Source organism: Demequina sp. NBRC 110051 (assembly GCF_002090055.1).
GTDB lineage: Bacteria > Actinomycetota > Actinomycetes > Actinomycetales > Demequinaceae > Demequina.
The window spans coordinates 196323-211265 of sequence record NZ_BBRH01000008.1; the positions used below are offsets into that span (position 1 = coordinate 196323).

17 protein-coding genes are annotated in these 14943 nt (G+C 69.9%); 9 read left to right on the forward strand and 8 right to left on the reverse strand.

The genetic code is table 11. The features are described 5' to 3' along the window. Nucleotides 1-74: 74 nt before the first annotated feature. Nucleotides 75-1385 (forward strand): histidinol dehydrogenase, encoded by a 1311-nt coding sequence (gene hisD / locus B7K20_RS03605; RefSeq protein ID WP_084100488.1) that lies wholly within the window; start codon nt 75-77, stop codon nt 1383-1385. Here the strand turns inward: hisD and B7K20_RS03610 are convergent. Both B7K20_RS03610 and B7K20_RS03615 read right to left on the reverse strand, forming a co-directional pair. Then, nucleotides 1368-2345: an NAD-dependent epimerase/dehydratase family protein gene (locus tag B7K20_RS03610; RefSeq protein WP_084100491.1), complete on the reverse strand. Its 978-nt coding sequence runs from the start codon at nt 2343-2345 to the stop codon at nt 1368-1370. The genes hisD and B7K20_RS03610 overlap by 18 nt on opposite strands. Before the next feature lie 81 nt (nt 2346-2426). Beyond that, complete coding sequence (locus B7K20_RS03615) at nt 2427-4658, reverse strand: RecQ family ATP-dependent DNA helicase (RefSeq protein WP_200809015.1); 2232 nt, start codon at nt 4656-4658, stop codon at nt 2427-2429. A gap of 92 nt (nt 4659-4750) precedes the next feature. Between B7K20_RS03615 and B7K20_RS03620 the strand changes: the two genes are divergently transcribed. Genes B7K20_RS03620 through B7K20_RS03630 form a run of 3 tightly spaced genes read left to right on the forward strand, consistent with a single transcriptional unit; the run spans nt 4751 to nt 7049 of the window. Continuing rightward, nucleotides 4751-5845 (forward strand): histidinol-phosphate transaminase, encoded by a 1095-nt coding sequence (locus tag B7K20_RS03620; protein ID WP_084100497.1) that lies wholly within the window; start codon nt 4751-4753, stop codon nt 5843-5845. Beyond that, nucleotides 5842-6441, forward strand: coding sequence for an imidazoleglycerol-phosphate dehydratase HisB (hisB, locus tag B7K20_RS03625; RefSeq protein WP_084100500.1), 600 nt, complete (start codon nt 5842-5844; stop codon nt 6439-6441). Before B7K20_RS03620 ends, hisB begins: the two co-directional genes overlap by 4 nt. Then, the gene (locus B7K20_RS03630) at nt 6438-7049 is read left to right on the forward strand and encodes a hypothetical protein (RefSeq protein ID WP_084100503.1); all 612 of its coding nucleotides are present in this window, start codon (nt 6438-6440) and stop codon (nt 7047-7049) included. The genes hisB and B7K20_RS03630 overlap by 4 nt, the downstream gene beginning before the upstream one ends. Before the next feature lie 62 nt (nt 7050-7111). On the opposite strand, the gene B7K20_RS03635 is transcribed toward B7K20_RS03630, so the two are convergent. Further along, nucleotides 7112-7828, reverse strand: coding sequence for a hypothetical protein (locus B7K20_RS03635; RefSeq protein WP_084100506.1), 717 nt, complete (start codon nt 7826-7828; stop codon nt 7112-7114). Nucleotides 7829-7892: 64 nt separating this feature from the next. Here B7K20_RS03635 and hisH point away from each other — a divergent pair, with 64 nt between their 5' ends. Next, a complete protein-coding gene (hisH, locus tag B7K20_RS03640; RefSeq protein ID WP_084100509.1) occupies nt 7893-8549 on the forward strand; it encodes an imidazole glycerol phosphate synthase subunit HisH in 657 nt (218 codons plus the stop codon). Between the two features lie 32 nt (nt 8550-8581). Beyond that, on the forward strand, nt 8582-9043 hold the full coding sequence (locus B7K20_RS03645; protein WP_144018519.1) for a hypothetical protein: 462 nt from the start codon (nt 8582-8584) through the stop codon (nt 9041-9043). Between the two features lie 31 nt (nt 9044-9074). Here B7K20_RS03645 and B7K20_RS03650 read toward each other — a convergent pair whose 3' ends face one another. After that, the gene (locus B7K20_RS03650) at nt 9075-9761 is read right to left on the reverse strand and encodes a cation transporter (RefSeq protein ID WP_084100515.1); all 687 of its coding nucleotides are present in this window, start codon (nt 9759-9761) and stop codon (nt 9075-9077) included. Next, a complete protein-coding gene (locus B7K20_RS03655) occupies nt 9761-10168 on the reverse strand; it encodes a helix-turn-helix transcriptional regulator (RefSeq protein WP_084100518.1) in 408 nt (135 codons plus the stop codon). The genes B7K20_RS03650 and B7K20_RS03655 overlap by 1 nt, the downstream gene beginning before the upstream one ends. Nucleotides 10169-10326: 158 nt before the next feature. Between B7K20_RS03655 and priA the strand changes: the two genes are divergently transcribed. Further along, nucleotides 10327-11064: a bifunctional 1-(5-phosphoribosyl)-5-((5-phosphoribosylamino)methylideneamino)imidazole-4-carboxamide isomerase/phosphoribosylanthranilate isomerase PriA gene (gene priA / locus B7K20_RS03660; protein ID WP_084100521.1), complete on the forward strand. Its 738-nt coding sequence runs from the start codon at nt 10327-10329 to the stop codon at nt 11062-11064. 187 nt (nt 11065-11251) lie between these two features. Beyond that, complete coding sequence (locus tag B7K20_RS03665; protein ID WP_084100524.1) at nt 11252-11977, forward strand: SseB family protein; 726 nt, start codon at nt 11252-11254, stop codon at nt 11975-11977. A gap of 47 nt (nt 11978-12024) precedes the next feature. Here B7K20_RS03665 and B7K20_RS03670 read toward each other — a convergent pair whose 3' ends face one another. The 3 genes from B7K20_RS03670 to B7K20_RS03680 are packed head-to-tail and all read right to left on the reverse strand — an operon-like array spanning nt 12025 to nt 14036. Continuing rightward, nucleotides 12025-12804 carry a serine protease gene (locus tag B7K20_RS03670; protein ID WP_234985699.1) on the reverse strand — a complete coding sequence of 260 codons (780 nt, stop codon included), beginning with the start codon at nt 12802-12804 and terminating at the stop codon, nt 12025-12027. Further along, nucleotides 12801-13658, reverse strand: coding sequence for a hypothetical protein (locus tag B7K20_RS03675; protein ID WP_084100527.1), 858 nt, complete (start codon nt 13656-13658; stop codon nt 12801-12803). The genes B7K20_RS03670 and B7K20_RS03675 overlap by 4 nt, the downstream gene beginning before the upstream one ends. Then, entirely contained in the window at nt 13659-14036 is a 378-nt protein-coding gene (locus B7K20_RS03680) for a DUF1844 domain-containing protein (protein ID WP_371327859.1), read from the reverse strand. A gap of 183 nt (nt 14037-14219) precedes the next feature. Here B7K20_RS03680 and infC point away from each other — a divergent pair, with 183 nt between their 5' ends. Next, nucleotides 14220-14885: a translation initiation factor IF-3 gene (gene infC / locus B7K20_RS03685; protein ID WP_084100531.1), complete on the forward strand. Its 666-nt coding sequence runs from the start codon at nt 14220-14222 to the stop codon at nt 14883-14885. Nucleotides 14886-14943 lie beyond the last annotated feature (58 nt).

Here is a 14943-nt window from a genome sequence, read left to right on the forward strand (position 1 = left end):
GGGCAGAGTGACAGGGGGTACGAGCAGCACACAGGAGCGGTCCGGCAGGTGGGTCAGCCAGATAGGCTGGGCGGGTGCTGAGCCGCATCGATCTCCGTGACCGTGACCTCACCGCCCGCGAGCTACTCCAGGTGGTGCCCCGAGCCGATCTCGACGTGAGTCACGCCATCGAGATCGTGATGCCCATCATCGACGACGTGCGTGAGCGCGGCGCCGACGCCCTGAGCGAGTACGCCGCCAAGTTCGACGGAGTCGAGATCGAGCACCTGCGTGTGCCGCGCGAACGCATCAAGGAGGCGCTCGAGTCCCAGGACCAGGCCGTCATCGATGCCCTGCGCGAGGCGATCTCCCGCGTGCGCACCTTCCACGAGGCCACCGTCCCGCCGCCCGTCGCGGTCGAGGTGGCGGCTGGCGCGCAGCTCGCGCAGCGGTGGGTGCCCGTGGGTCGGGTGGGCCTGTACGTGCCCGGTGGCCTGGCCGTCTACCCCAGCTCCGTGGTCATGAACGTGGTCGCGGCGCAGGCGGCGGGCGTGCCCTCCATCGCCGTCGCGACCCCGCCACAGAAGGAGTTCGGCGGCGAGCCTCACCCCACGATCCTTGCGGCGTGCGCCCTGCTCGGAGTGGACGAGGTCTACGCTGCCGGGGGAGCGCAGGCCATCGCCATGCTCGCGTACGGCGTCGACGACTTGTGCGATCCAGTCGACATCATCACGGGCCCCGGCAACGTGTATGTCGCCGCGGCTAAGCGCGCGGTCAACGGCGTGGTCGGCATCGACGCTGAGGCGGGCCCCACGGAGATCGCGATCATTGCGGACGACTCGGCCGACGCCGAGTTCGTTGCCGCCGACCTCCTCAGCCAGGCCGAGCACGACCCGCTGGCGGGATCGGTCCTCATCACCGACTCGGAGGAGTTTGCCGAACGCGTGGAGCAGGCCCTGGGGCGCCGCGCCGATGACACTAAGCACCTGGCGCGCACCAAGGAGGCGCTGACCGGAGTCCAGTCGGCAGTGATCCTCACCAAGAACATCGCGCAGTCCGTCCAGGTGGCGGACGCGTACGGCGCGGAGCACCTCGAGATCCACACGCGCGACGCGGACGACGTTGCTGGCCGCATCCGCAGCGCCGGAGCGGTCTTCGTGGGCCCGTACAGCCCCGTGCCGCTTGGCGACTACATGGCCGGCTCCAACCACGTGCTGCCCACGGGCGGCACGGCCAGGTTCGCGAGCGGCCTCAACACCACCAGCTTCCTCAAGGCGATCCAGTACATCCGCTACAGCGAGAGCGCGCTCAAGGAGATTGGGCACAAGGTGGTTGCGCTCGCGAACGCCGAGGACCTGCCGGCCCACGGCCAGGCCATTCAGGCCCGCCTAGAGCGCGGCGAGTAGCGCGCGCTCGTCCGCGTCAGCAAGACCCGCACGCGAGGCATCGCCGGAGGAGAGTTCTGCGCGCCCCTCCTCGTACACCAGGCACCGTGCGAGCGTCTCGATGAGGGGACGGGTCGTCAAGCCCTCGGCGCGGGCAGCCATGGTGTTCAGCGTGGCGAACCAGCGCCATGACGGGTCGTCAATCCACAGCGGCAGGGACACCGCACCCATCCACGGCTCGATGCCTCGCTCGGCCAGGACCGATGCCGCGATCCACCGAGCGGTCGCGGTGCTGCCCGCCACTTCCGCAGAGAGTCGCGCCACGTCGCCCAGGTTGGTGGTGGGTCCGGTCGCGTTGAATACGCCGTCGAGCTGGCGCTCGGCGACGGTCACCGTCCACGATGCGAGGTCGTCGACGTCGATCAGGGCGGCAGGGAAGTCGGGCCCCGCAGGCATCACCACCTCGGCGCCAGTCGGGTGCGCAAAGCGCCAGGGGTAGTAGCCGCTACGCGACGTCGTATCTCCAGGACCGCCGATGAGGCCAGGGCGGATAATCGTCGAGGTGGCCGATGCGTCACGCACCAGCCGCTCGCACGTCACCTTCGCCCGTCCGTAGTGGCTGGTGTCGTCGAGATCCTCGACGCCTTCGAGAAGTGGCGCATCCTCACTCTGTTCGAGGCGGTCGAAGTGGGCGTAGACATTCGTGGTCGAGACGAACACCCAGTGATCCGTATCGAGGTCGCGTACGGCACGCTCGACATGACGCGGGGTGCGTGACACGTCGACGATCGCGTCGAAGTGCCGGCCTCCCAACGCCGAGAGACCCTGGTCTCTGGCTCGATCGACACGCACAAAGTCGACACCCGCGGGTGGCTCCGTGCTGCCTCGCGCCGCGCAGGTGACGTGATGTCCTCGCCGCACTGCCTCGACAGCCGTCGCACGGCCCAGGAATGCCGTCCCGCCAAGAATCAAGAGGTCCATGGATCCATCACAGCGGACCGACGCCGCACCCGGACCTGGGTTCGCCCACGGCACACACGCTCACAGCGAACCTGTGCCCGGCTACCGCACGCCGAGCACGAAGGGGTAGACGGCCGATGCGCCTGCCTGGCGCAGCAGCCGCGCGGCCACAGTCAGCGTCCAGCCCGAGTCCGTGTAGTCGTCGACCAGCAGCACCGCGCGCCCGCCAAGAGAGGCGGCCGCCGCGTCCTCCAGCCCCAGCCGCCTCGCCACCACGGCCAGGCGCTGCGCCGAGTTGAGGTCATGGCGGCCCGGTTCCTCGAGCCCGCCGGTGGGCCCGACCCACCCGAGGAAAGGCATCTGCAGGTAGCGCGCGAGCCCGGGCGCGAGGTGGCGCATCAGCTCCGGCCGGGTCACCGACTTCACCCCGATCACCGCGTCGATGGTCCGCACCCGCGTGAGGCCCGCGCCCGTCCATAGCCCGTCCCAGTCATCGAGCACTCGGGTCGCGGCCCCGCGCAGCGGCACCGGCGTCTCACCATCGACCGGAGCCCCGGAGACGTCACGCGACTCGAACAGCTCCCGCAGCTGCACCGCCCACCCCAGCCCATCCAGGCGCGCCACCGCTCGCCCCGTCTCGGCTTGCTCACCGGCCGGGATGCGACCTCGCAGGTCCAGCCCCATGCGGTCCACGCCCGTGGGCCACTGCTTGCGCGCGACGACCTCGACGCCCACACGGTCCATCTGGGTACGAGTGGCGGCCACGGCATCGGCCGTTGGAACGGCGGGCAGCGACACCCCGCCGCACACGTCGCACCTGCCGCACTGCCAGCCGTCGACCAGCTCGGGATCGTCGAGCACCCGGCGCAGGAACGCCATGCGGCACGTCTGGAGCCGCTCGTACTCGAGCATCGTGTCCTGCTCGGCCGTCCGCGCCGCCGCGACGCGCGCGTAGCGCTCCGCGTCGTATGCCCACGGCTCGCCCGTCGCGACCCAGCCGCCCTGGACCCGGCGCACCGCGCCGTCCACATCGAGCACCTTGAGCATCGACTCGAGCCGGCCGCGGCGCAGGTCGACCGCGGTCTCCAGAGCAGGAACCGACGCGGGCCGGTCCGTCGACAACGCCCCGAGCGCCGCGCGCACCTGCTCCTCGGGCGGGAACGCCTGCGAGCCGAACCAATCCCAGATCGCGCGGTCCTCGGAACCCGGCAGCAACACGACCGTCGCCTGGTCCACGCCACGCCCCGCGCGTCCCACCTGTTGGTAGTAGGCGATGGGCGAGGACGGCGCGCCCAGGTGCACCACAAAGGCGAGGTCGGGCTTGTCGAAACCCATGCCCAGCGCGGATGTGGCGATGAGCGCCTTCACCCGATTGGCCTTGAGGTCCTCCTCGAGAGATTCGCGCTCCGTCGGGTCGGTCCGCCCCGTATAGGCCGCCACAGAAAGCCCCGCGGAGCGCAACTGTGACGCGACCTCCTCGGCCGCCGAGACGGTGAGGCAGTACACGATTCCCGAGCCGTCGATCTCCGAGAGAGCCCCCGCAAGCCATGCCACCCGCGCGGCCGGATCGGGCAGCGACACCACCGCGAGGTGCAGCGACTCGCGGTCCAGCTCGCCGCGTAGCACCAGCACCTCCTCGCGCAGCGCAGTCTCGTCGCCACCCGCCAACGCGCCCGCCACCGCAGAAGGCGCCCGGACGCCCAGCTGCTCCGCCACATCCGCCGTCACGCGCGCGTTCGCTGTCGCCGTGGTGGCGAGCACGGGGATGCCCTCGGGCAGGTCTGCCAACAGCGTCCGAATGCGCCGGTAGTCGGGCCGGAAATCGTGACCCCAGTCGGAGATGCAGTGTGCCTCGTCGATGACCACCAGGCCCGCGTCGGCCGCGAGCCGCGGCAGCACCTCGTCGCGAAAGCCCGGGTTGTTGAGGCGCTCGGGCGAGCACAACAGCACGTCGATCTCGCCGCGGGCGATCGCCGCGTGCACGTCGTCCCACTCGGTGACGTTCGCGGAGTTCACCGTCGCCGCCCGCACCCCGGCGCGCGAGGCCGCCGCGATCTGATCGCGCATGAGCGCCAGCAGGGGAGAGACGATGACCGTGGGTCCCGCGCCCCGCGCGCGCAGCAGCATGGTCGCCACGAAGTACACCGCGGACTTTCCCCACCCCGTGCGCTGCACCACGAGCGCCCGCGCATGCCTCGACACCAGCGCCTCGATCGCGGTCCACTGGTCGTCGCGCAGCGCCACCTCGTCCCGGCCCACCAGGCGGCGTAGCGAGGCCTCGGCCTCCTCACGAAGGCTGAGGGTGGCCGATGCGACAGCGGGGTCCGTACTCATGCCCACCACGGTAGGGGGAGCCTGTGACAAGGCCGGCCACGGCATCGGCCGCCCGCACGGAAGGCGAGCGGGCGACTACTAGACTTCCGGCCATGACCCTGCCCCTGCGCCCCGACCTCGCGGGGCTCACGCCGTACGGCGCCCCGCAGCTGTCCGTCGCCGCGCGCCTCAACGTCAATGAGAACCCGTATTCGCCGCCGCCCGTGGTCGTCGACGCGATCACGCAGGCCGTGCGCAAGGTCTCGGAGGGCCTCAACCGTTACCCGGACCGCGACTTCACGCTGCTGCGTCAGGACCTCGCGACGTACCTGGCCGCGGAGTCGTACGTCGACTTCGTCGAGGCACGCAACATCTGGGCCGCGAACGGCTCCAACGAGGTCATGCTGCACCTGCACCAGGCCTTCGGCGGGCCCGGCCGCACCATCATGAGCTTTGCGCCCACCTATTCGATGTACCCCGAGTACGCGCGCGACTCCCTCACGGAGTACGTCGCGGTGCCGCGTAACGAGGACTTCTCGATCGACATCGAGGGCGCCGTCGCGGCCATCCGGGAACAGCAGCCCAGCCTCGTCATCGTCGCGAGCCCCAACAACCCCACGGGCACCGCGCTCACGCTCGACGAGGTGCGCGCGCTGTACGCCGCGACCGAGGACGTCGAGGGCGGCTGCGTGCTGGTGATCGATGAGGCCTACGCGGAGTTCAGGCGCGCGGGCGTGCCGAGCGCCGCGAGCCTCATCCCCACGCACCCCAACCTCGCCGTGAGCCGCACCATGTCCAAGGCGTTTGCCTTGGCAGGCGGCCGCCTGGGCTACCTGGTCGCGCACGAGCCGCTGATCGACGCGCTGCGCGTGGTACGCCTGCCCTATCACCTGAGCGCCGTCACGCAGGCGGTCGCGCGCGCCGCGCTGGCCCACCACCGCGAGCTTCAGGCCCAGGTCGACGAGATCCGCGCGGAGCGCGACGACACCGTCGAGTGGCTGCGCGAGCAGGGCTACACGGTCGCGGACACGGACGCGAACTTCTGCCTGTTCGGGCCGTTCGAGGACCGTGAGAAGGTATTTGAAGGGCTGCTCGCGCGCGGAGTGTTGATCCGCGTGACGGGCCCCGAAGGATGGTTGCGGGTGTCGATCGGCACCGCGACGGAGATGGCGCTGTTCCGCAGCGCGCTACTGGAGGTCACCGCATGAGCCGTACCGGACGCATCGAGCGCGCCACGAGCGAGTCGCAGGTGCTCGTCGAACTCGACCTGGACGGCTCGGGTGAGACCGACATCGACACCGGCGTGCCGTTCTACGACCACATGCTCACTGCGCTGGGCAAGCACTCGCTGATGAACCTCACCGTCAAGGCGACGGGTGATGTGCACATCGACTCCCACCACAGCGTCGAGGACATCGCGATCTGCATCGGCGAGGCCCTCAAGATCGCGCTGGGTGACAAGGCTGGTATTTCCCGCTTTGGCGACGCCCTGGTGCCGCTCGACGAGGCCCTCGCGCAGTGCGTGGTCGACGTCTCCGGCCGGCCCTACTTTGTCCACGTGGGCGAGCCCGTGGGGCAGGCCACGCACCTCATCGGCGGCAACTTCGCGGGCTCGCTCACTGGCCACGCCCTCGAGTCGATCGCGCACCACGCGGGCATTTGCGTCCACATGCGCGTGCTCGCCGGGCGCGACCCTCACCACATCGTCGAGGCCCAGTTCAAGGCCCTCGCCCGCGCGCTGCGCTTCGCGGTGACGGCCGATGCCAGGGTCAAGGGCATCCCGTCCACCAAGGGGGCGCTGTGACGCAGGACAACCACGGCGACGACGACCTCACCGGCATCGAGATCCCGGACGACCTGTCGAGCCTCGACAGCGTCGCGCCGCAGGGCGAGACCGGCCGCCACGTCGAAGAGGACACGGTGGCGATCTTCACCCCCATCCAGAACGGTCGGGTGCTGGCGGCGGTGTGCGCGCTCAACGGCGTGCAGGGCCGCTGCATCGAGACCTCTGCGGGCGCATTCGCGGTGCTTGACGACACCTCGCGGGGCGCGACGGATGCCGCCGGCCAGGTGGTGAGCGCGTTCGTGAAGCAGCAGCCCATCCTCGCGATGGAGCGTCGCGCGGGCCAGATCACCATTCACCGCTGGATGGCGGGCGTGAAGGGTGACAAGCTGCCCCCTGGCCTCGCGCTCGACGAGGCACCCGGTGTCATCACGACCCTGATGAGCGGCGTCCAGACCATGGATGAGCTCGCCATGACGCACCCCGGCAAGGTGTTCGACGCCCGCATGAGCAAGTTCCAGGCCTTCCGCGAACTGCGCGCCGCGTCCAAGGACGCCAAGAAGGCGTACAAGGCTCAGCAGGAGAACAAGAAGAACTCCGACCCCAACCCTGACGGCTCGGGGGAGTAGGGGCGGCCGATGCCGTGGCTGGGTTGGCCGCGGCGCTCACCGCTCGGAGGGCGTACGCCCCGCTAGCGCACCCTGCTGTCGCGTAGGCGGGCTTCGGCGTCGCGCACCTTGGTCTCGGACTCGGCGATTCCCTTGTCGTAGCGCACCTGGGCGTCGTTGAGGCGTACCGTGGCCTGCTCGTTGGCGGTGGCCACGGCCTGTTCGGCCTCGCGCGTGGCCTCGTCGCGCTGGCGCGTGACTTCCTCGACGTGCTCGCCCGCGCTCGTGATGCGTGCCGCGAGCCCTCGCACGGCCGACTCCTGGTCGGGCTTGAAGTCGATGGTCTCGCGGTGCTCGCCGTCCTCGATGGTGAGCGTCATGCGCCGGTTGTCGTCGTCGCCCTCGGAGACGGGCGCGGCGCCGGTCGCCTCGGCGGTGGCGCTCAGTTCCGGCGTCACGGCGCGCGTCCCGCCAGGCGTGGTGAGCTCGAGCGAGGTGAGCGTCACGGTGCCAGCCGGTCCCTTGACCTGGTCGAGGCGGTCCGAGCCGATGGCGAGCGCACCGTCCAGTCGCGACTTCGCGTCCTTGACGGCGCGGCCGGTGTCCTTTTCCACGGCCTTGAAGTCGCTCTTGAGCTCGGAGACGCGCTTCTTGTGTGCCTGCTGGGCGTAGTGGAGGTCGCGTTGTTCGGGGCTCATCGCGTTGACCTTGCGCCGGCGACTGAGCCGCAACGCGATGATGATGAGGAGTAGAGCCACCGCGACGGCGGCGACGATGATGAGGATCTGCGTCGTGTTCATGGGTGTACCTCCTGGTAGGGCAACGGCGTTGGGGCCGCGTTCATGCCCTCGCTAGGCTTGTGGGGTGAATACCCCCGTCGTAACCGTCCTTGACTATGGCTTCGGCAACGTCCGCTCGGCGGTGCGCGCGCTCGAGCACGTGGGCGCTCGCGTCGCGCTGACTGCCGATCGTGAGATCGCCGAGAACGCCGACGGCCTGGTGGTACCGGGTGTCGGAGCGTTCGAGGCCGTCATGGGTGGACTGCGTTCCGTCCGTGGCGACCAGATCGTGGGCCGGCGCCTCTCGGGCGGACGCCCGGTGCTGGGCATCTGCGTGGGGCTTCAGGTGATGTTTGAGCGCGGCGTGGAGCACGGTGTCGAGGCCGAGGGGCTCGATCAGTGGCCCGGCACGGTCGAATTGCTTCAGGCCCCCGTGGTGCCCAACATGGGCTGGGCCCCGGTCGAGGTGCCGGAGGGCTCCACGCTGTTCGATGGCGTCGAGGACGAGCGCTTCTACTTTGTGCACTCGTACGGCGTGCGCGAGTTCCCGTTGGGAACCTCGGAGGACACGGGCCGCTTTGCCGCGCCGCTCGTCACGTGGTCGGAGGCAGGCCCGGAAGGGCAATCGGATCGGTTCGTGGCGGCGGTCGAGAACGGTCCGCTGACGGCGACGCAGTTCCACCCCGAGAAGTCCGGCGAGGCGGGCCTGCACCTGCTGAAGAACTGGGTGGAGTCGCTCTAGCGCTGGCCGCCTCTCGCCGCCACACTGAGGTGGTGAGGACGGTCTCGATAGGTGGCGTTGCGGCGGCGGTGCTCGTGCTCGCCAATTGTGCGGGCCCGGCGGATTCCGCGCCGGGCGCCGAAGAGACGGGGGTCGGCGGCGAGGCCGCGTGCGCCGCGCCGATGGCTCTCTTCGCGCCGCTCGAGGTGGCTCCCGGGGACACCGTCACCGTGACGCTTGAGGGCATGTCGGACGACTGTTACGACACCGGAGAGCACGGCGCCGGACCGCCCGGGGAACCCGAGCCGATCGCCGACGTGATGGTCGCCACCCTCGTCGGCGTCGACGACGGCGCCGAGCTCGCATCGGTGGATGTCTCGCTGGGTGAGGGGAACACCGGACACGCGGATCTGGTGATCCCCGAGGGTGCGCCGGCGGGCGCCTACACGGCCATCGTCACCCCGGAGCCTGCGGTGTTGGATGTTCCCTCCATCCTGACGGTCACCGCCGACTGAGGAGGGGTCGTCTCGCTGCGGGAAGGCCGGGCTACCGCGAGTTCGAGTCGTTGCAGCAGTCGTCCTCGCACGCGGACTCGCTCCCGTGGAGCAGAGCGCCGGAGGTCGTCGCGCATCCGTCCCCGCGCCACGCCTCGAGCCCCTCGCGCACGGCGAAGCCGGCGATGACCAGCGCGGCGACGGGGTCGGCCCACCACCAACCCAGGGTGGCGTTGAGGACGAGCCCCACCAGGAGTGCCGCCGAAAGGTAACTACACAGCACCAGCTGCCGAGAGTCGGCGATGGCCGTGGGGGAGCCGAGTTCGCGGCCCGTGCGCCGCTCGAACCACGCGACACCGGGCATGATCGCGAGGGAGGCCGCCGCGAGGCCGATACCGACAGGTGAGACGCCCGCGGCTTCGTCGCCGAGGAGCGCGCCGCCGGCGTCGAAGGTCACGACGAGGGCGAGGGCGAAGAATGCCCCCGCGATGAGGCGCAGGGTGAGGCGCTCTCGGGTTCTCGGATCGGGTGCGCTGAACTGCCACGCCACGAAGGCGGCCGATGCGACCTCGACCACCGAATCCAACCCAAACCCCAGGAGCGCGCTCGAGGACGCCGCCGCACCCGCGGCCAGCGCGATGGCCGCCTCTGCGATGTTGTAGACGATGGTGCCCGCGACGATGAGGCGAATGCGCCGGCGCAGCACCGTGGCACGGTCGGGCAGGACGGTGGCGGTCATCAGCAGGTACATCCTTCCGAGTCGCAGCAGCCGGGGTTCAGCGTGACCGTGAGGGCGAGCATCGCGTCAAGGGCTTCGGCGAGCGCGGGGTGGGCGAGCGAATAGTGCATGTGGCGACCCCGCCGCTCGGCCACCACGAGCCCACATCCACGCAAGTGGGAGAGGTGGTTGGACATCGACTGACGGCTCACGCCGAGCTCGGATGCGAGGTCCGCAGGGCAGTGGCTGCCGTGCCGCAGCGCCAGCACGATCGCGGCGCGGGTCGCGTCCGACAAGGCGTGGCCGATGTGGGCGACCGCGGCCGTGTGCTCGGGTCGCGCGCAGCGGATGTGGTCACGCGGCTCCGTCGCGATGGTGGTGGCTGCGATGGTGGTCGCGGCGGCAACGGACGGGGTGGAGGACGTCATGCCATCGACGTTAATACATCGATCGCTGTACGGTCGAGGGGTGGGCCGGACCCGGTGAGCCACACGCCCCCGCGCCCCGGTAGCCTGGACCCGGCGCGCCTGACGCGACCACAGCATCGGCCGTCCCCGCCGGTATGACACGACGTGAAAGCGAGACCATGACCGACTCCCCGCGCCTCGAGCTCCTCCCCGCCGTCGACGTTGCCGACGGCCAGGCCGTCCGCCTCACGCAGGGCGAGGCCGGCTCGGAGACCAGCTACGGCTCGCCGCTCAAGGCGGTGCAGGACTGGGTTGACGGCGGCGCGGAGTGGATCCACCTGGTGGATCTAGACGCGGCCTTCGGGCGCGGCTCGAACGCGGACCTGCTGGCCGAGGTTGTCAGGAGCGTCGACATCAAGGTCGAGATGAGCGGCGGCATCCGTGACGACGAGTCGCTCGAGGCGGCACTCGCGACTGGCTGCCACCGCGTCAACATCGGCACCGCTGCCCTCGAGAACCCCGAGTGGACGCGTGCGGCGATCGCCAAGCACGGCGACCGCGTGGCCGTGGGCCTCGACGTGCGTGGCACGACCTTGTCTGGCCGCGGCTGGACGCGCGACGGCGGCGACCTGTGGGACGTGCTCGCACGCCTGGACGCCGAGGGCTGCGCGCGCTACGTCGTCACCGACGTGAAGAAGGACGGCATGCTCTCGGGCCCCAACCTCGAACTCCTGGGCCAGGTCGCGGACGCGACGAACGCGCCCGTGGTCGCCTCCGGCGGCATCTCGAGCCTCGACGACATCGCGGCGATCCGCACGCTCGTGGGCAAGGGTGTCGAGGGCGCGATCGTGGGCAAGGCGCTCTACAACGGCAACTTCACGCTGCCGCAGGCCCTCGACGTCGCAGGTCGCCCGTAGGTACTCGAGGAAGGGTGTGCCCGCTGTCCGCAGGCCCGCCCGACACTCCGCAGATCGACGGGCGCAAGCGCTGATATTTGCACCCCCGCCCGACACTCCGCAGATTGACGTGCGCGAGTGCAGGTGGGCGCGCGTGTAGGCGCGCCACGCGTGAGTCGCGTCACCGCCACCCCGTAGCATCGGTGCCATGAGCGACGCCGAGCCCTTCAAGGAGATCCCCGAGTCGATCTTTTCCGACGACGACGGCTCGGCCGATGCCCACCTGGCGCAGGCCCTCATCCGCCACTCGCGCGGCAAGGCCCCACTGGCCGATGTCGTGGACGCGCTCGCCTACGCACGCGTGCTGATTCCCGTGCTCGCCCAGGGGGAGCAGCGTCACGTCGGCAAGCACGGGCTCGAGCAGGACGCGGTGGCGTCCACCGGCGTGGTGGCGGTGCAGATGCCCGACGGCCGCGCCGCGCTCCCGGTGTTCACCGACGTAGACGCCGTCCAGGCCTGGAACACCGAGGCGCGGCCCATCCCCGCGGAGGGTCCGCGCGCGGCCCTCGCGGCGATCGCCGAGGGATGGTCGTCGCTCGTCGTGAACCCCGGCATGGAGACCGTGCTGATCCCGCGTCCGGCGGTGTGGGCGCTCGGTCAGGGCCAGCCCTGGCGGCCAGCGATCGTCGATGGTGCGGTGAGCGAGGACATTCGTGACGCGGTCATGTCGGCGGTGTCGCTGGACGACGCGCTGAGGGCAGTGGACGCAGTGCCCGGCAGGGGAGCAGAGGTCGCCGTGGTGCTGAGCCTCGTCCCCGGCCTGACTCAACCCGAGGTCAACGGCGTGGTGGAGCGCGTGCAGCGCGAGCTTGCACACTCGGACGTGGTGGCACAGCGCATCGACTCGCTCGAGCTGAGGCTCGCGACCGCCTAGATCCGCGCGACCGCCTAGATCCGCGACCGCGCGTCGTGGAGAACGCCTCAGTTGACGCCGGCCGCCGCGCCGGAACCGCTCGAAGCCGCAGCGCATGACGACGACTGGGGCACCAGCAGCTTGGGCTGAGCCATGAGTGAGTTCAGCATCGACACGGGGACGATGAAGCTCTGGTTCGCGTCGTTTTTGGCGTAGACCACACCCACGACCTCGCCGTCCTCGTTGAGCACCGGCGAGCCGGACGACCCCGGCTGCACCACGGCCGTCGTGGCCAGCACGGTGCCCACCGCTCCGCCGCTGTTGTTCTCGACCGGGTCCGTGGTCGCGCCGAGCACCACGCCCGTCGTCGTCGTGAGGCGCCCGCCGTTCGGGTATCCCACTACCGTGATCGCGTCGCCCTCCTCGGGGTCCTCCTGGGCGAGCGCCGCGAAGGCGCCACCCATCGCGGTGGTGGTCTTGAGGATGGCGAGGTCCGCGACGGTGGTGACCTCGGCGGCCTCGACGTCGATGACGCGGCCGTCGTGGGTCGAGATCTCGAGCGTTGCGGAGTCGTTAATCACATGGCGGTTCGTGACCAGCGTGAAGGCGTCGAGCGCAAAGCCGGAGCCCGTCGTGACGGCGCCGCAGCCGCTGTTGCGCACGCGCACGGTCATCCGCTGCGCCGCGGAGAAGCCGTCGGGAGACAGGGCCACATTGTTCTGCTCGGGCGCCGCGGAGGGCGAGGGCACCCAGTCCGTGGGCATCGCGCCCGGGGTGGCGGGCAGGGCGGCACAGCCGCTGAGCGCCAGTGCGCTCGCGGCGGCTGCCACCACCAGGGCGCGTCTCACTCCGTCAGCGCTCCCTGGAAGCGGACGGTCGCGGCATCGGCGTTGTCGCACAGGTCGGACACGTTGGACGCGTATTCGGCGATCTGCTCCGGGTCGTACTCGTCCTCGGGCGCCTCAAGGTAGGTCGTGAGCTGCTCGAGCCCGTCGATGCAGGAGTTCAGCGTGGCCGTCGCGGCCTGGCCCAGGCTCAGCGTCTCCTCGAGCGTGGTGATGACCTGGCTGGTGAGCTCCTGCGAGTCCAGCGCGGCCGCCTTCTCCGCGGAAACATCGGTGAGGCGGTCGTTCGAGGTGGACAGCTGCTGCGACAGCAGATCCACTTCCTGCTGTTTTTCGGTGAGGTTCTGCTGCACGCTCGCGATCTGCTCGCCCAGGTCGTAGTTGGCGGTGGTGACGTCGTCCGAGTACGCCTGCCATTCCTCGTTGATCTGCCACATGCGCCAGCCCAGGTAGCCGGCGCCGATCAGCGCCACGCCCAGGACGCACGTCGCGATGATCCACGGCCGGCGCGGCTTGGGCGGATAAACCGGACCGATCACCGGCAGCGCGCCCGTGATCGGGTTCGCCTCGCCGATCACGGGGATGGGTCCGGTAGGGGAGTAGCGCTCGAGACCCGCGGTCGCTGGGACGGCCGATGCCGTGGCTGGCTTCTCCTCGTTGTCCTCAGCGGGTGACGGCTCGTCCTCGATGAACGGGTCGGGGTCGTCGTCCGGCGGTACCTCGGTGGGTTCCTCGCTCGGGTCCCGCCGCGGCAGGATGATCGTGTCTTCGTCGTCGCGGTCCGCGTCGAGCATGGGCCCGTCGCCGACGGAAGGGGTGGTTCCCTCGTCGGTAGTCGCGTCCTGCGAACGAGTCATCTAGCTCACTGCCCCCGTGTACTTCTCTCCCGGGCCTTCGCCCAGCGCATCGGGAACCACTGAGGCCTCCCGGAACGCCAACTGTACGCTGCGCAGTCCGTCACGCAACGCTCGTGCATGAGTGTCGCCAAGATCCGGGGCGGACGCCGTAATGAGGCCTGCCAGGGCGTTGATGAGGGTGCGCGCCTCGTCGAGGTCCTGGTGCTGCTCACCGTCCTCGGCAAGTCCGCAACGGAGCGCGGCGGCGCTCAACAGATGAACGCTTACCGTAGAGATAAGTTCCACGGCGTTGACCTCGGCGAGATCACGGGCGGCGGAGGCGGAGGCATCGGCCTCGGAATCGCCGAACGAGAAGCGGCGGGGCATATCAGACGTCATCGTGCTATCCTTGTGAGTCGACCGGCTGGGGAATGGATCCCCGGCGCGCAAGCGGAGTCCACCTCCCACCCTAGGGCCAGTCAATGGGCCGGGGTTCCAGGTCGCGGCACAGGTGGTGTGAAAACACCGCAGGCGCCGCAATCATGGTGGCCCTCGTCTGCGTTCGGACGAGGGCCTTTTCCTTTGTCCGGCGAGCGAACAGGTACTCGACAAGAAGGAGCCACCATCAACGAGCCCCGCATCAACGATCGCATCCGCGTTCCGGAAGTCCGCCTCGTGGGCCCTCAGGGCGAACAGGTCGGCATCGTCCGTATCGAGGATGCGCTCCGTCTGGCGCAGGAGTCAGAGCTCGACCTGGTCGAGGTCGCTCCGAACTCGCGGCCTCCGGTCGCCAAGCTCATGGACTACGGCAAGTTCAAGTACGAGGCGGCGGTGAAGGCGCGCGAGGCGCGTCGTAACCAGGCCAACACCGAGATCAAGGAAATGCGTTTCCGTCTCAAGATCGATGAGCACGACTACGAGACCAAGAAGGGCCACGTCATCCGCTTCCTTAAGGGCGGCGACAAGGTCAAGGTCACGATCATGTTCCGCGGTCGCGAGCAGTCCCGTCCCGAGATGGGCCGCCGCCTGCTGCTGAAGCTGGCGGAGGAACTCGAGGAGTACGGCGTCGTCGAGAACATGCCCTCGCAGGAGGGACGCAACATGTCGCTCGTCCTCGGTCCTCTGAAGAAGAAGTCGGAGGCCAAGGAGGAGCAGCGCGTCGCACGCGAGGCCAAGAAGGCCGCCGACCGTGCGGACCGCGAGCAGCGCGCCGCGGCCAAGACGGCCAAGCAGACGTCCGGCGAATAAGCCGGTCCCATTCGTGCTCGATCCCCGCAGGGGGTGACGGCCTGAAGTCAGAAAGGGC

Bases quoted from the DNA above. Each gene is read 5' to 3' on its own strand.
- B7K20_RS03610 (WP_084100491.1), bottom strand. From the start codon at position 2,345: ATGGACCTCTTGATTCTTGGCGGGACGGCATTCCTGGGCCGTGCGACG.
- B7K20_RS03615 (WP_200809015.1), bottom strand. From the start codon at position 4,658: ATGAGTACGGACCCCGCTGTCGCATCGGCCACCCTCAGCCTTCGTGAG.
- B7K20_RS03620 (WP_084100497.1), top strand. From the start codon at position 4,751: ATGACCCTGCCCCTGCGCCCCGACCTCGCGGGGCTCACGCCGTACGGC.
- hisB (WP_084100500.1), top strand. From the start codon at position 5,842: ATGAGCCGTACCGGACGCATCGAGCGCGCCACGAGCGAGTCGCAGGTG.
- B7K20_RS03635 (WP_084100506.1), bottom strand. From the start codon at position 7,828: ATGAACACGACGCAGATCCTCATCATCGTCGCCGCCGTCGCGGTGGCT.
- B7K20_RS03650 (WP_084100515.1), bottom strand. From the start codon at position 9,761: ATGACCGCCACCGTCCTGCCCGACCGTGCCACGGTGCTGCGCCGGCGC.
- B7K20_RS03655 (WP_084100518.1), bottom strand. From the start codon at position 10,168: ATGACGTCCTCCACCCCGTCCGTTGCCGCCGCGACCACCATCGCAGCC.
- priA (WP_084100521.1), top strand. From the start codon at position 10,327: ATGACCGACTCCCCGCGCCTCGAGCTCCTCCCCGCCGTCGACGTTGCC.
- B7K20_RS03665 (WP_084100524.1), top strand. From the start codon at position 11,252: ATGAGCGACGCCGAGCCCTTCAAGGAGATCCCCGAGTCGATCTTTTCC.
- B7K20_RS03675 (WP_084100527.1), bottom strand. From the start codon at position 13,658: ATGACTCGTTCGCAGGACGCGACTACCGACGAGGGAACCACCCCTTCC.
- B7K20_RS03680 (WP_371327859.1), bottom strand. From the start codon at position 14,036: ATGACGTCTGATATGCCCCGCCGCTTCTCGTTCGGCGATTCCGAGGCC.